Source organism: Streptomyces sp. NPDC053665 (assembly GCF_055585285.1).
In genome coordinates, this window is sequence record NZ_JBVJKK010000001.1 from 236,157 (window position 1) to 250,842 (window position 14,686).

Genomic DNA, 14,686 nt, shown 5'->3' on the forward strand with positions numbered 1-14,686 from the left:
AGGACCGCGAAGCCCGAGAAGCCGCCCCTGTAAGGCCCCCGGGACCCGAGGGACGGGCCCTGCAAGGCCCCCTGGGTCCGAGGGACGGGCCTTGCAAGGCCCCCGGGGTCCGAGGGACCGGCCCCGTGAGGGTCAGCCGCGCGGTCTCGCGACCTCCGCCCACACCACCTTGCCGTCGTCGGTCCACCGCACGCCCCACCGGGTCGTGAGCCGGTGCACGATGCCCAGGCCGCGGCCGCCGTCGTCGAGGACGTCGCTCCGCCGCAGGCGCGGCCGGCCGTTCCCGGTGTCGCCCACCTCGCACAGCAGGCCGCGGCCCGTCCTGATCAGCCGTACGGTGATGGGCCCCGTCGCGAACCGCACCGCGTTCGTGACCAGCTCGCTGACCAGCAGCAGCACGGCCCAGCGGGTGCGGTCGCCGGTGCGCCAGCGCCTCAGCAGCGCGTCGGCGTGTGCCCGGGCGCGCGCCGGCGCGTCGTCACGGGCGGGCAGCCGCCAGGTCGCCGTGTCCCCCTTGCGGTAGCCGATCATCCGCGCGAGCAGCAGGGTGACGTCGTCTCGCTGGTGTGCGGGGGCGAGCGAGGAGGCGACGTGCCGTGCGGCCTGCTCCAGGGTGTCCCAGGGGTGCACCGTGGCCACGGCGTCCGCCAGCCGGCCGATGCCGTCGTCGATCGACAGCGCCGGGTCCTCCACCAGGCCGTCGGTGTACAGGGCCAGCAGCGAACCGGAGGGCGCGGGGAACGTGTGGACGTCGAACGGCTCGCGCAGCGCGAATTCGGCGCCGAGGCCGGGGTGGGGCCGGATCGCGAGCAGCTCGGCCCGCCCGCCCGGGGAGACCAGGATCGGCGGCAGGTGACCCGCGCTGGACATGGTCACCTGGTGGCTGACCGGGTCGTACAGGGCGACGCAGCAGGTCGAGCCGAGGGCGCTGTAGCCGGCCGTCAGTCCGGACTCCGCGTCGTCCAGCAGGGACACGGTCTCGTCCAGGTGCTCCAGCACCTGGTCGGGTGCGAGGCCGGCGGACAGCAGCGCCCGGGCCTCCATGCTCAGCTGGCCCATGGTCGCCGCCGCCCCCAGGCCGTGCCCCACGACGTCCCCGACCACCAGCGCGGTACGGCCGTCCGGCAGCGGGAAGCTGTTCACCCAGTCGCCGCCGACGCCCGCGCTGTCGGGGGTGGCGGGCTGGTAGACGCTGGCGATCTCGATGGTGTCGCCGCCGGTCCGGGGCAGCAGCCGGCGTTGCAGCGCCAGGACCTGTGTGTGCTCGCGCTGATGCTGACGGGCCAGATCGACGTGGTGGGCCGTCCGGGCCACCAGTTCCTGCAGGTCGAACAGCTCGCTGTCGCGGAAGGGGTGGTCGGACCGCCGCCAGACCTCCGCCACGCCCAGGACGACGGGCGGTGTGCCGTCCAGGACCAGCGGGATGCACGCGACACCCGCCGAGCGGTCGCTGGGCACGAGGGCGCGGACGACGCGCGGGCTGCCGAAGACCCGCTCGACGGCCTCCCTGTCGGGTATGACGATCGTCTGCGGGTCGTCGTCCCGCATGATGGCCTGCGCCAGCAGCCGGCCGGCGTCGCCGGGCAGGTCGTTGCCGGGGGTGACGTAGCCCGCGGGCCATGCGCGGTCCGGCACGAGGGCCGCGCGACGCAGCCGGATGCGCCCCCGCGGTGTGCCGGCGACCCCCTCGCCCGTCCACACGGCGAAGTCGAGGTCGACGGCGGCCACGTCCCCCCAGGCCAGCAGGGACTGCGCGAGCGACTGCGCGGTCTCCCCGATGTCGAGCGAGGTGCCGATGGCGGTCTCGGCCGCGTAGAGGTGCAGCCTCCTGGCCATGGCGATCACCGAGACCGTCAGCCCCTCCTCCGGCGGGGCGGCGGGCAGGATGCTCATGGAGACCACCACCTCCGACCCGTCGGTGCGGCGCAGCCGCTGGATCCGGGCCACATGCGCCTCGCCGGTCTCCAGCACCTGCCGCAGGCGCCGGGTGACCGTCGGCACGTCACCGGGAGGCAGGAGGTCGACGAACGGCTTGCCCCGCGCGGCGTCCAGGCCCGCGAACACGGGGGCGTCCAGCTTGCAGCGGGTGATGACCAGATCCGCGTCCAGGTTGAGCGCGCCGAGGATCTGTTCCTGGCGGCCGTTCGCCGGGGCCTCGGCCGTCCGCTGCGCCGTGTCGGCACGGGAGTGCCGCTCCTCGGTCGAACCGGCGGCCGCTTCCTCTTCGCCGTGCGGGATGTAGCGCCCCAGCGCGCGGCTGACCAGGTCGAATGCCGAGGAGGACGGGGACGAGGACGAGGGTGTGGAGTCCATGCGGCTCTTTCGGTATGCGGACCCGTGCGAGCGGGGCCCCGAGCTCCCTGGTCGCACACCTCATTCAATAACACCGACGGCCGCTACGCCCACACCAGCGCAGCACCCGGCGAACACGGACAGTGAGGGCGGGATCTGCTCGCCGGGCGTGAGGACCCGCACCAGGAGAGCACGGGCAGGACGCCGACCCGGCGACCGCCGGTGAACCCGGGACAGCTGGGGCCGGGTGGGCGGTGGGGGCGGAACCTGCACGTGAGCTGCCCCCTCCCGGGCATGGAGGACGCCCCGGCGGGGCAAGCGGTCCCTCTGACATGGGGAGGATGCCGTGACCATGACGGAACCGCACGTGGAACCGGACGACAGGAACGACAGGAACGACGCCGACGGTGCGCGCGACGACGCACCGGAGAGGAGACGGGGCAGCAAGGGGCCCGAGACACCGCACGAGCGGGTCAACCGGCGCTGGAACGAGATCCTGCAGGAGACGCGCGTGTCCCAGACGGGCGTGCAGATCCTCTTCGGCTTCCTGCTCAGCGTGGCCTTCACCCCGCTCTTCAGGGAGTTGGAGACACTCGACCGCGCCATCTACGTGACGACCGTGGTGCTCGGCGCCGCCGCCACCGGGACGCTCATCGCCCCCGTCTCCATCCACCGCTTCCTGTCCGGCCAGCGCATGAAGGACGAGCTGGTGGAGACCGCCGGCCGCCTGATGATGTGCGGCATGGTCCTGCTCGCGCTGACCATCGGCTGCACCCTCCTGCTGATCCTGCGGTTCGTGGTGTCCGGTGTACTGGCCGAAATGCTGGTCGCGGGTGTCATGTTGTGGTTCGGCATCTGCTGGTACGCGCTGCCGCTGCACCTGCGGCGCCGTGCCGACCGGCGCGCCCGCGAGGCCGACCGCTCCTGAGGCACCTGCCCGGGCAGGCACGGCCTCCCGGGTGGTGACAAGTACACCTCCCTTTCGGCGCTCAGCCCCACTGATCTTCTCGTCCGGTCCTGGAACCGTCGTGGTGGACGAACCGGACGAGGAGGCAGGGCAGATGCAGAGGAAGAACGCCTGGAGGCTGCGCAAGGCACTGGTGGTCGTGGCGGCGGCCGGATGGGCGGGCACCGCGGTGGCCGACACGGCGGTGGCGGGCCCGCCGTCGGCCTCGCCGCTCCAGAGGAGCATCGACTCGCTGGTGAGCGAGGAGAAGTACCCGGCCGTGTCGGCCTGGGTGCACAAGGACGGTCGTACCACCTCGCTGGTGGCCGGGTCCGCCCGGCTGGGCCGGCAGGTGCCCGTCCCTCACGACGGCTACGTCCGGGCCGGGAGCAACACCAAGACGTTCACCGCGGTCGTGGTCCTCCAGCTCGTCGCCGAGGGCAGGGTCCGGCTGGACGAGCCCGTCGAGACGTATCTGCCCGGGGTGGTGCGCGGCGAGGGCATCGACGGCAGGAGGATCACCGTCCGCCAGCTCCTGCAGCACACCAGCGGCCTGCCCAGCTACACCGACCACATGGACCTGGAGGAGTTCGGCGCGGTCCAGCACAGGTTCTTCCACCCCCGCGACCTGCTGGCGACGGCGCTGGCCCACCCGGCGGAGTTCGCTCCCGGGACCAGCTGGAAGTACAGCAACACCAACTACCTGCTGGCCGGGCTGCTGATCGAGCGGGTCACCGAACGTCCCGTGCAGGAGCAGATAACCGAGCGCGTGATCAGGAAGGCCGGTCTGCGTCACACCTATTGGCCGCAGCCGGGCGACCAGACCCTCCGTGAACCGCACGCGCACGGATACGCCCTGGCCGATCCGCGGTCGCGCAAGGTGATCGACGTGACGGAGATGGACCCCTCCTGGGGCGGAGCCGCCGGACAGTTGATCTCGACCCCGAGCGACCTCGCCAGGTTCGCCCGCGTCCTCATTGACGGCAGGCTCCTCCCGGCCGCGCAACTGGCGGAGATGCGCAAGACGGTCGACGCCCCGCTGATGCCTGGCTGGCGTTACGGGCTGGGCCTGTTCAGCGTGCCGCTGAGCTGCGGGGGCGTCTACTGGGGACACGGCGGTGACATCGACGGGTACGAGACCCGCGGCGGCGCCACGGACGACGGCCGTTCCGTCGGGCTCGCGGTGACCGCGCTGCCGGGCACGTTCGGCGACGCGGAGGAGGGGGCCCGGGCCGTCATGGCGTCCGTGGACACGGCGTTCTGCGGGTGACCGGGGCGCCCGGCCCGCGTCACCGGGTCGTGGGGAGGCACGAAGGACGCCTGCCGGCCGCCGTGTCGACCGTTCCACGTGCCGTCGGAACGGGTCGGGCGGACCGGCAGGCGTCCTGTGGCCTGTCGTGCGTGCGGTCAGCGTCTGCGGGCCGTCCAGCCGCCGCCCACGCCGGCCACGTGCAGCGCCAGGCACATCAGGCCCAGCAGCATCACGTTCGTCGAAGAGAACACATCGTTGGTGCCGATCTCCGCCGCGTTGATCAGGAACGAGATGAAGAACAGCACTGCCGCGACTATGCCAAGCATGGAACGAGCTCCTCTCGAAGGGGTGAAGCCCGTATGCCCGGCCAACGTCCGGCCATACACGCCTGGTTCACCGAGCAACCGCGGGGGCGGGAGGACGGGGTCCGCCCGGCGCACCCGGACCGGCTCCACGCGGCTCACGCCGTCACGCGAGGACGGTGCGCACCCCTTGCCCGCCGAGGATCTCCAGCACGGCGGCGAACACGTCGCGGGGTTCGCCCCGGGGCGTCAGTCGGCGGGACAGGCGGCCACGGGCCACCTCGGCGTGCTCCCAATGCAGGGTGGCGGGTGAAGTGTGGCCGAAACCGCCGCGCAGACAGCCCGGTGGCGTCCTCCGGCACGAGCCACACCCGGGTGTCGACCCACCCCACCGCTCCGGCCCCTTCCGGGACCCAGCCGAACAGTTCGTACGTGCCACGGGGCGGTTCGGCGAACAGTCCTTCCGCCTCGGAACAGACGCCCCACACATGGCCGTTCGCCGTATCCGTCAACGCGTAACGCGCCTGCCCGCATTGCTGCATGATGTGCGCCCCCATGACGCACATCCTGCCCTGTTGCTCAGTGCGGGGTGGTCTCCGCGGCCCGTCCTGCGCCGGGGGCTTCCTCGAGCGCGCACGTGTTCGCGAGACTCGCCGCGCTCCGGTCGGCCGGCAGGGGGACCGTGTGGGACACGGGGGGCTGCTTCGCCGAGGTCAGCCAGTCCTCCAAGATCCTCGTCGCCGTGTGGTGGCAGGGGGCGAGCGGGCGGAGGCGGTCCGGGTACGTGTCGGCCAGCGCGTCGGCGTGGGTGCCGCCCTCGATGCGGTAGTAGCGGTGCAGGTCCCCGCGGCCCGACGCGCGCACCATGCGGGCGTAGACGTCGGAGTCCCTGCTGATCGGTAGCAGGACGTCCAGCGTGCCGTGCAGGGTGACGAGCGGCTTGCCGATGCGTCCCGTGAGCCCGATCCGGTGCACGGCCTTCCGCACCTCGGCGGGCCGCGCCGCGTAGTCGTAGTCGGCGTCACAGGCCGGCGTCCCGGTGGTGCAGAACGGCGTGCCCGCCTCGGTCGGGCCGTCGTAGCCGGGGTCCAGTTCCTCGCGGTAGAGGCGCTGCGTCAGGTCCCAGTAGACGGTGTGGTGGTACTGCCACAGGAACTCCGACCCGGCCGGGAACCCGGCGGTGTGCAGGGCTGCGCGGGCCGCGTCCGCTCCCTCGCCGCCGGTCGCGTACACCGGGTGGTTGCGCAGTGTCGCGGGCAGGAAGTCCAGCAGCGTGGGCCCGTCCGGGTGCCACAGCGTGCCCTCCCAGTCCACGCCCCCGTCGTACAGCTCGGGGTGGTTCTCCAACTGCCAGCGGACGAGGTATCCGCCGTTGGAGATGCCGGTGACCAGCGTCTGCGACGGCGGCCGGCCGTAGCGCCGGGCGACGGTCGTCCGGGCGGCCCGGGTGAGCTGGGTGAGCCGGTGGTTCCATTCGACGATGGCGTCCCCCGGCTTCCTGCCGTCCCGGTGGAATGCCAGGCCCGTGTTGCCCTTGTCGGTGGCGGCGTAGGCGTAGCCGCGGGAGAGGACGTGGTCCGCGATGGCGCGGTCGTTGGCGTACTGCTCACGGTTCCCGGGGGTGCCCGCCACCACCAGGCCGCCGTTCCAGCGGTCGGGCAGGCGCACGACGAACTGGGCGTCGTGGTTCCAGCCGTGGTTGGTGTTGGTGGTGGAGGTGTCGGGGAAGTAGCCGTCGATCTGGAGGCCGGGCACGCCCTCGGGCACGGCCAGGTCCTTGGGTGTCAGCCCCGCCCAGTCGGCGGGGTCGGTGTGTCCGGAGGCGACCGTGCCGGCGGTGGTCAACTCGTCCAGGCATGACGCCTGTTGACGCTCCGCGCCGGGCACGCGCACCTTCTGCGGGTGGGCGCAGTGGCGGCCGCCCGGGTCCTTCGGGCTCACGGCAGTCGCAGGGCCGGCGGGGAGGACGAGGGCCGCCACCGCGAGGGCCGCCGGGAGGCCTCGCCGCCAGGAGCCGGAACGGGGCCGGGCGGGAGGACGGGGGTGGGGTCGGGGGTGAGGACGGGGGCGGACGGAGAGCTGCATGGGTGACGCCTCCACGATCACGTGCAGCGCCTGCGGGGCGCGTACATCGCTTACCAGGACCCGCGGGAGGCTAGGGCGTCCATGTGCCCGCTACCTATGGGGTGGCGGACCATCTTCCGGCGTCTGGTCATGGTTGGGGCCCCCACCCCGTTCCGGGGATGGGAACGTGACAGCTCTCCCTCATCGTGCCGCCTACACGACGCGTCATTCGACAGGCCATATAGCGCCGTCACACATGTTCGCGCCGACCATGGCCCCCAAGCCCATGTCCGCACCGACCGGCGCACCTCCACCATGCAGCCAGAACGGTGGCCGATCCCCCTACGGCACCGGCCACGTGAGCGCTCCCCACCAGTTCCCTCCCGCCACGCTCCCGCACTCCCCCGCTCCCCCACCAGGAGGCCACCGTCATGGGACAGCCGCCCCCTCGCCCCGCGACCCCCCTCGGCCCGCGCCGCCGCAGCCTCGGCGCACGCGTCCGCCGCTGTGTCGCCGCCGTGGCCGGTGCCCTCGCACTGACCGCCGGCCTGGTCACCGTGAGCCCTGCCGCCTCCGCCGCGAGCCTCACGCAGGTCACCGGCTTCGGCACCAACCCCGGCAACCTCTCCATGTACGCCTACGCCCCGGACGCGCTGCCGGCCGGCGCACCCCTGGTGCTCGCCCTGCACGGCTGCACGCAGAGTGCCACCGACTACTACACGCACTCCGGCTGGCCCGAGTTCGCCGACGCGTACGGCTTCGCCCTGGTCCTGCCCCAGACCGGCAGCGCCAACAACGCCAACTCCTGCTTCAACTGGTTCGAGCCGGGCGACTCGGCGCGGGGCCAGGGCGAGGCGCTGTCGATCAGGCAGATGGTGGACAAGGCCGTCGCGCTGTACGGCAGCGATCCCCGGCGGGTGTACATCACCGGCCTGTCGGCGGGCGGCGGCATGACCGCGAACATGCTCGCCGCCTACCCGGACGTCTTCGCGGGCGGCGCCGTCGACTCCGGGCTGCCCGCACGCTGCGCGACCAGTGTGTCGGCCGCGTACACCTGCATGTACAGCCCTCCGGACAGGACCCCCGCCCAGTGGGGTGACCTGGTGCGCTCCGCCGCCCCCGCCGGCACGGCGTCCTGGCCGCGCGTGGCGATCTGGCAGGGCACCGCCGACACCACCGTCCGGCCGGCCAACGCTACCGAGCTGCGCGACCAGTGGACGAACGTCTGGGGCATCGGGCAGACACCCTCCCGCACGGAGAGCCTCGGCGCGGGCACCACGCTGAGTGTCTACGACGACCCCTCGGGCCGGCCTGCCGTCCAGGTCTACTCCGTCTCCGGCATGGCGCACGGTCTGGCGGTCGACCCGGGCAGCGGCCCGCAGCAGTGCGGCAGCACGGGCGCGTACTTCCTCGACACCATCTGCTCCAGCTACCACACCGCCCGCTTCTGGGGACTCGGCCAGGACCAGGACACCGGCTCCCTGCCCGCCCCGACGGGACTGTCCGTCACGGGAACCACCGACCACACCGTCTCCCTGAAGTGGAACGCGGTCGCCGGTGCGTCCTCGTACGCCGTCCACCGGGACGGCACCCGGGTCGGCACGGCCACGTCGACCGCGTACACCGACACGGGTCTGGCCACGGGCACGGGCTACGGCTACACCGTGGCGGCCGTGGACGCCTCGGGTGCCGTCGGCCGGCCCTCCCCGGGCGTCACGGCCACGACCTCGGGGTTCACGCCGACGTGCCACACCGCCGACAACTACGCGCACACGGCCGCCGGACGCGCCTACCAGAGCGGCGGCTACACCTACGCCAAGGGCTCGGGCCAGGCGATGGGGCTGTGGAACGCGTTCGTCACCCACACGCTCAAGCAGACGGCACCCGGCCACTACATCCTGGCCGACTCGGGCTGCTTCTCCTGACCCGCGAACCGCGCCCGTCCGCCCGGCCGACCGGGCAGGACGGGCGCGACTGTGTCCCCCACATGTCCGCTGTGTGAAATGGGCAGGTTCCGCTGGTACGGCGGCGTTCGTCGTGGTTCTCTGAGCTCATGACCATGCTCGTGACCCGCCGCCACGTGGACTTCGTGCGTGTCACCGCCATGTGTTGTCCGCCCATGGTCTGACGGCCGCGTCACCTCTCCCGAAGCGGCCCGGTCACCTCCTGACCCCGTCCGCGGCCGCGCCGCCGTGCCGTGCCGCCGTCGCGGGACCTCCGCACGTCCCCTCGCCTTCCTCTCCTGACCTGCCTTGTCTGCCCTGCCCTGCCCTCGTATCTGGGAGCACCACCATGAGCCAGCCCATCGACTCCGTCACCGCCGGACACACACCCGCCGACGACACCGCCGGGTCCGACACGTCCGCCTGGTCCTTCGAGACCCGGCAGATCCACGCCGGTGCCGTGCCCGACCCGGTCACCGGGGCCCGGGCCACGCCGATCTACCAGACGACGTCCTTCGTCTTCCGGGACACCCGGCACGCCGCGGACCTGTTCTCGCTCGCCGAGCCGGGCAACATCTACACCCGGATCCACAACCCCACCCAGGACGTGTTCGAGCAGCGCATCGCCGCCCTGGAAGGCGGAGTCGCGGCGGTGGCGCTGTCCTCGGGGCAGGCGGCGGAGACGCTGGCGATCCTGACCCTGGCCGGTGCCGGCGACCACATCGTCTCCAGTACGTCCCTGTACGGCGGCACCTACAACCTGTTCCGGCACACCCTGCCCAGGTTCGGCATCGAGGTGTCCTTCGTGGACGACCCCGACGACGCCGACGCCTGGCGCCGTGCCGTCCGGCCGAACACCAAGGCGCTGTTCGCCGAGACCCTCGGCAACCCGCGCGGCAACGTGCTGGACGTACGGGCGGTCGCCGACGTGGCGCACGAGGCGGGTGTGCCGCTGATCGTGGACAACACCGTGCCCACCCCCTACCTGCTGCGGCCCCTCGAGCACGGGGCGGACATCGTCGTGCACTCGGCGACCAAGTTCCTCGGCGGGCACGGCACCGCCATCGCGGGTGTGGTGGTCGACGGCGGCACCTTCGACTTCGGTGCGCACCCCGAGCGGTTCCCGGACTTCATCGAGCCCGACCCGAGTTACCACGGCCTGCGGTACTGGCCGGCGCTCGGCCCGGGCGCCTTCGCCGTCAAGCTGCGCGTGCAACTGCTGCGCGACCTCGGCCCCGCGCTCTCCCCCCACTCCGCCTTCCTGCTGCTGCAGGGCGTGGAGACGCTCAGCCTGCGTCTGGAGCGCCACTCGGCCAACGCGCAGGCCCTCGCGGAGTGGCTGGAGCAACGCGACGAGGTCGCCGCCGTGCACTACCCGGGGCTGCCGTCCAACCGCTGGTACGAGGCGGGGCGGCGCTACCTGCCGCGCGGAGCCGGGGCGGTGCTGTCCTTCGAGCTGCGTGACGGCGTGGAGGCGGGCAAGCGGTTCGTGGACGCCGTGGAGCTGTTCAGCCACCTCGCCAACATCGGTGACGTGCGCAGCCTGATCATCCATCCGGCGTCGACGACGCACAGCCAGCTCGACGAGGGGCAGTTGGCGGCCACGGGTGCCTCACCCGGCCTGGTGCGCCTGTCGGTCGGCATCGAGAACCTGGCCGATCTCAAGGCGGATCTGGAGGCGGGCTTCCGCGCGGCGAAGGGCGCGTCCTGAGCACCGTACTCACGCCGTCCGAGGTCCCCCTCCCGCCGGCCTCCGGGGCCTGGCGGGAGGGGGACCCGCCCGGGCGCCGGCAGTGGTACCGGCGCTCCGCACCGCTGTCGTTGGAGGCGGGCGGTGAACTCCCGGGCGTGCGGCTCGCGTTCGAGAGCTGGGGGCGGCTGGCACCGGACCGGTCCAACGCGGTGCTCGTCCTGCACGCCCTGACCGGTGACAGCCACGTGGCCGGCCCGGCCGGACCCGGGCACCCCACGGCCGGCTGGTGGGACGGGCTGGTGGGGCCGGGGCGGGCGCTGGACACCGACCGCTTCTTCGTCGTGGCGCCGAACGTGCTCGGGGGCTGTCAGGGCAGCACCGGACCGTCGTCCGTGTCGCCCGGCGGGCGCCGCTGGGGCGGTGCGTTCCCGTTCCTGACCCAGCGGGACCAGGTAGCGGCCGAGGCCGGTCTGGCGGACCTGCTGGGTGTCGACCGCTGGGCGCTCGTGGTCGGCGGTTCGATGGGCGGGATGCGCGCGCTGGAGTGGGCGGTGTCCCACCCGGAGCGGACCGGGGCGCTGCTGCTGCTCGCCACCACGGCCGCCGCGAGCGCGGAGCAGATCGCCTGGGCGAACATCCAGGTACACGCCGTGCGCAGCGACCCGTACTGGCGCGGCGGCGACTACCACGACGCCGCCGCCGGGCTCGGTCCGCACACCGGGCTGGGTCTCGCCCGGCGTCTCGCGCACGTCACCTACCGCAGCGAACCGGAGCTCCAGGCCCGCTTCGGCCGCGCGCCGCAGGGCGCCGAGGACCCCTGGCGCGGTGGCCGCTACCAGGTGGAGTCCTATCTCGACCACCACGCCGACAAGCTCGTGCGCCGCTTCGACGCGGGCAGTTACGTCACGCTGGCGCAGGCGATGAACAGCCACGACGTGGGACGCGGCCGGGGCGGTGTGCGGGCCGCCCTGAGCCGGGTGACCGCACCCGCCCTGGTCGTCGGGGTCGACTCCGACCGGCTCTACCCGCTGTCCCAGCAGGCGGAGCTGGCCGCCGGGCTGCCCGGGGCGGACCGTGTGCGGGTGGTCGAATCACCGTACGGGCACGACGGGTTCCTCATCGAGATGGAGCAGGTCGCCGCGCTCGCGGCCGAGTTGACGAGCTGATCCGCTCCGCGCCGGCGGACCCGCGGATCTGCGGGGTACCGGAAGGCGCGCCGCGCTCGGGTGCGGTCACCTCACCCCGCCCGCTCCGTCCGCCCTCGCGTGAAGGCGGCCCAGTCGACGATCTGCACCGCCGACCCCGCCGCCTCCCGGCCCCGGCAGTGGGCGTGGTGCCGGCGCGCGATGCCGTCCAGGTCGAGGTGCGGGCCGAAGGCCGGACGGGCCGCGAGGCGTCGCGCGTAGGCCCACAGCGTGGAACGGCCGGTGATCCGGTGCACCGCTGAGGCGTCCAGATGGTGCCGGTGCACGGTGTCGAGCTGCACCAGCGTCACCCACAGGTGGACGTCGGCCAGGGTGAGTTCGGCTCCGAGCAGGTGGTCCCGGGCGGCCAGCCGCGACTCCAGCAGGTCCAGGGTGTCCAGCAGCGTGGTCAGGGCCGCGTCCCGTTCCGCCGCTGCGGCCTCGGCGCGCCCGGCGCGTTGGGCGGCCGCCGTGATGCCCTGGTCGCAGAGCCGGGCCACGGCCTCGATCTCCTCCTCCGTGCCGCGCGGGACGAGATCGGGTCCGTCGCCGCCGAAGCGCCGGGCCATGTCACGCAGGATGCCGGGGGTGTGCGTGCTGACGATCGTCCCGGTCCAGCTGTCGCTGAGCACCGGAGCGACGGCCGGTCCGGGGTGCTGGTGCGAACTGGCCTCGTACAGGGGACGCAGGGCGGTGTGCCCGCCGTCGGGTGTGTCGGGTACCGCGGGGAGCAGCGTCACCGGCAGGGCGTCCTCGAGGCCGAGGAGGCTGTGGGTGACGGCGATGCGCAGGCAGTGCGGACAGGACGGCGACAGGTGGAGCCGGTACCGGTGCGGCGCGGCGTAGTACCCGCTGCGCGCGTCGCAGCCGATCCGGCCGCGGAAGGACGGCACGGCGGTCGGGGCTGATGCGGACATGCGTCTCCCTGGGGTGCTCGGTCACAGGCGTACGGGCACGAACGGCCCGGTGTACAGGCACGAGAGGCGGCGGCACGCGGCGGCATCGGCGCGGCCGGACGGGATCCTCGGGACGGAGGGATCAGACGGGGACGGAACCGCCGTCGCCCGGGGAACCGGCCGCGCTGCACACCCGCAGGAGATCGATGTGGCGGCGGGACGTCAGCAGGGGGGACCGCCGGAGGGCGAGGAGGGCGGCGTCGGAGCCGCGTGCCCGGCCGGCACGATCCATGATTGCCCTACCTTTTCACTAGGGTTCCCGTCATGGAGTCTCGGACCGTATGCGCCTCTCGTCAAGAGGGCCGTCCGGCCGGGGCCTGCCGTCTCGCCCGGCGGCACGGACGCCCGGCCCCGAGCGGGGGCGGGGCCCCTTCGCCGAACCAGCAGGCCTTTCCCGGGTGCGGGCATCCGGGCAGGACGCCGGTCACCCGGTGGCCGCCAGCACGGTCGTACGGCCGCCGAGCGCGGCGGAGAACTGGTCGGTGACCTGGGCCAGGGCCTCGGCCGAGCCGGGCGCGACGGTCAGGGTGCCGTCCTCCGCGGTGGTGAGGTCCTTGTCGAGGGTGAACCAGCCCGGGACGATGTGTGTCGCACCCATGGAGCTGAGGACGGGGCGCAGGGCGTAGTCGATGGCCAGGACATGGGCGGTGGAGCCACCGGTGGCCAGCGGGAGGATCGTCTTGCCGGCCAGGGCGAACTGCGGGAGCAGGTCGAGCAGCGCCTTCAGCAGCCCGGAGTAGGCGGCCTTGTAGACGGGGGTGCCGACGACGAGCCCGTCCGCCTGCTCGACCAGGGCCGTGGCCCGGACGATGGCGGGGTGCCGGAAGTCCGCGCCGAGCAGGGCCTCTGCCGGGACGGTGCGGACGTCGAAGGGGATCACCCGGTGTCCCTGCGCAATCAGCCGCTGGTCGAGGTGGCGCAGCAGACGGGCGGTGCGGGACGTGGCGGAGGGGCTGCCGGAGACGGAGAGGATGGTGGCCATGGTCGGGGGTCCTTTCGGAAGTACCGGGTGTGCTGGGGCAGTTCGCCGGTGAGGGCATGGCGGCCGCCTGTGCGGGTCGCCTACTTGCCGGTCCTGGGCAGGCCGGGCGGGTTGATCCGCGAGGTGGTGACGGCCTCGTCGGACAGGCCCCAGCGCTCGAGCACCTTGGCGTAGGTGCCGTTGTCGATGAGGTGGTCGATGGCGTCGGCGAGCGGCTCGACGAGGCCGCTGTCCTTCTTGGTGGTGGCGGCGATGAGGCCTGGGAGGCCGGCGCCGGCGCCGGAGTGGGTGCCGACGACCTCGGTCGTGCCGGTGGTGGCCGCGCGGTGGGCGACGGTCGGGTTGGGCCCCAGGTAGAGGTCGATGCGGCCGGACTGAAGGGCGAGTCGGGTGTCGCTGTCGTTCTGGTAATAGGCGATGTCCACCGGTTCGCGGCCGGCCTTCTCGTTCTCCTCGCTCCACTCGATCAGGAGCTTCTCCTGGTTGGTGCCGCTGCTGACGGCGACGGTCAGGCCCGCCACGTCCGCGGGGCCGGTCACCTTCAGGCCGCTGCCCTTCTTCGCCTCGAAGCCCAGGTTGTCCTCGCGGTAGGTGGCGAAGTCGTACTTCTCCTTGCGTTCCTCGGTGACGGTGATGTTGCTGAATGCGGCGTCGTACTTGGCGCTGTCGAGGCCGACGAAGATGTTCTCCCAGGACACGGTGGTGATGTGCGGCTTGAGGCCGAGGACGTCGGCGACGAGGTGGGCGAGGTCGGGTTCCACGCCGATGACGGTCCGGTTGTCGGTGGCGTAGAAGGTCAGCGGGGCCGCGGAGCCCGCGGCCGCCACGAGCTCCAGGGTTCCTCTCTTGCGGATGCGCTCCGGGACGCGGGCGGCGATGGCGTCGACCTCGGCGGTCGTGACGCGCTTCCGGTCGGGACTGGTGTCGATCTTCGTCGTGCCGCCGGAGGTGGCCGCGACCTCGGTCGTGCCGCCCTCGTCGGGATCGGCGCAGCCGGCGAGGACGAGGGCGGCGGCGAGGCCGAGTGCTGCGACGGCGGTCGTGCGGCGTGCGGTGGGGGCGGTGGTCACGG

At 73.0% G+C, this 14,686-nt stretch carries 12 protein-coding genes and 1 pseudogene; 5 read left to right on the forward strand and 8 right to left on the reverse strand.

The window, feature by feature from the left end; genetic code table 11:
- Positions 1 to 132: 132 nt before the first annotated feature.
- Positions 133 to 2,313 carry a SpoIIE family protein phosphatase gene (locus ACZ6ZN_RS00920; protein WP_469642080.1) on the reverse strand — a complete coding sequence of 727 codons (2,181 nt, stop codon included), beginning with the start codon at positions 2,311 to 2,313 and terminating at the stop codon, positions 133 to 135.
- Positions 2,314 to 2,644: 331 nt separating this feature from the next.
- Between ACZ6ZN_RS00920 and ACZ6ZN_RS00925 the strand changes: the two genes are divergently transcribed.
- Positions 2,645 to 3,220: a DUF6328 family protein gene (locus ACZ6ZN_RS00925; RefSeq protein WP_469642082.1), complete on the forward strand. Its 576-nt coding sequence runs from the start codon at positions 2,645 to 2,647 to the stop codon at positions 3,218 to 3,220.
- A 133-nt stretch (positions 3,221 to 3,353) separates the two neighbouring features.
- Positions 3,354 to 4,508 carry a serine hydrolase domain-containing protein gene (locus ACZ6ZN_RS00930; protein ID WP_469643903.1) on the forward strand — a complete coding sequence of 385 codons (1,155 nt, stop codon included), beginning with the start codon at positions 3,354 to 3,356 and terminating at the stop codon, positions 4,506 to 4,508.
- A 137-nt stretch (positions 4,509 to 4,645) separates the two neighbouring features.
- Here the strand turns inward: ACZ6ZN_RS00930 and ACZ6ZN_RS00935 are convergent, their stop codons facing one another.
- From ACZ6ZN_RS00935 to ACZ6ZN_RS00945, 3 genes and pseudogenes are all read right to left on the reverse strand, one after another.
- Positions 4,646 to 4,816, reverse strand: coding sequence for a hypothetical protein (locus tag ACZ6ZN_RS00935; protein WP_333933081.1), 171 nt, complete (start codon positions 4,814 to 4,816; stop codon positions 4,646 to 4,648).
- 326 nt (positions 4,817 to 5,142) lie between these two features.
- Positions 5,143 to 5,334 (reverse strand): annotated as a pseudogene (locus ACZ6ZN_RS00940) (barstar family protein); the annotation flags it as partial.
- Positions 5,335 to 5,371: 37 nt separating this feature from the next.
- Positions 5,372 to 6,877 carry a tannase/feruloyl esterase family alpha/beta hydrolase gene (locus ACZ6ZN_RS00945; RefSeq protein WP_469642084.1) on the reverse strand — a complete coding sequence of 502 codons (1,506 nt, stop codon included), beginning with the start codon at positions 6,875 to 6,877 and terminating at the stop codon, positions 5,372 to 5,374.
- A 410-nt stretch (positions 6,878 to 7,287) separates the two neighbouring features.
- Between ACZ6ZN_RS00945 and ACZ6ZN_RS00950 the strand changes: the two genes are divergently transcribed.
- The 3 genes from ACZ6ZN_RS00950 (at position 7,288) to metX (ending at position 11,658) form a co-directional block, all read left to right on the forward strand.
- Complete coding sequence (locus ACZ6ZN_RS00950) at positions 7,288 to 8,781, forward strand: extracellular catalytic domain type 1 short-chain-length polyhydroxyalkanoate depolymerase (protein WP_469642085.1); 1,494 nt, start codon at positions 7,288 to 7,290, stop codon at positions 8,779 to 8,781.
- Positions 8,782 to 9,148: 367 nt separating this feature from the next.
- Positions 9,149 to 10,510, forward strand: a complete 1,362-nt coding sequence (locus ACZ6ZN_RS00955; protein WP_469642087.1) for a bifunctional o-acetylhomoserine/o-acetylserine sulfhydrylase — start codon at positions 9,149 to 9,151, stop codon at positions 10,508 to 10,510.
- Positions 10,507 to 11,658, forward strand: coding sequence for a homoserine O-acetyltransferase MetX (metX, locus tag ACZ6ZN_RS00960; RefSeq protein ID WP_469643905.1), 1,152 nt, complete (start codon positions 10,507 to 10,509; stop codon positions 11,656 to 11,658). The genes ACZ6ZN_RS00955 and metX overlap by 4 nt, the downstream gene beginning before the upstream one ends.
- Positions 11,659 to 11,729: 71 nt before the next feature.
- On the opposite strand, the gene ACZ6ZN_RS00965 is transcribed toward metX, so the two are convergent.
- The 4 genes from ACZ6ZN_RS00965 to ACZ6ZN_RS00980 form a co-directional block, all read right to left on the reverse strand.
- Positions 11,730 to 12,593 carry a glutathione S-transferase C-terminal domain-containing protein gene (locus tag ACZ6ZN_RS00965; RefSeq protein ID WP_469642089.1) on the reverse strand — a complete coding sequence of 288 codons (864 nt, stop codon included), beginning with the start codon at positions 12,591 to 12,593 and terminating at the stop codon, positions 11,730 to 11,732.
- 121 nt (positions 12,594 to 12,714) lie between these two features.
- Positions 12,715 to 12,864, reverse strand: coding sequence for a hypothetical protein (locus ACZ6ZN_RS00970; protein ID WP_398107348.1), 150 nt, complete (start codon positions 12,862 to 12,864; stop codon positions 12,715 to 12,717).
- Between the two features lie 192 nt (positions 12,865 to 13,056).
- Entirely contained in the window at positions 13,057 to 13,614 is a 558-nt protein-coding gene (gene ssuE / locus ACZ6ZN_RS00975; RefSeq protein ID WP_451876336.1) for an NADPH-dependent FMN reductase, read from the reverse strand.
- A gap of 80 nt (positions 13,615 to 13,694) precedes the next feature.
- Positions 13,695 to 14,684 carry an ABC transporter substrate-binding protein gene (locus ACZ6ZN_RS00980; protein WP_469642092.1) on the reverse strand — a complete coding sequence of 330 codons (990 nt, stop codon included), beginning with the start codon at positions 14,682 to 14,684 and terminating at the stop codon, positions 13,695 to 13,697.
- Positions 14,685 to 14,686: the final 2 nt, after the last annotated feature.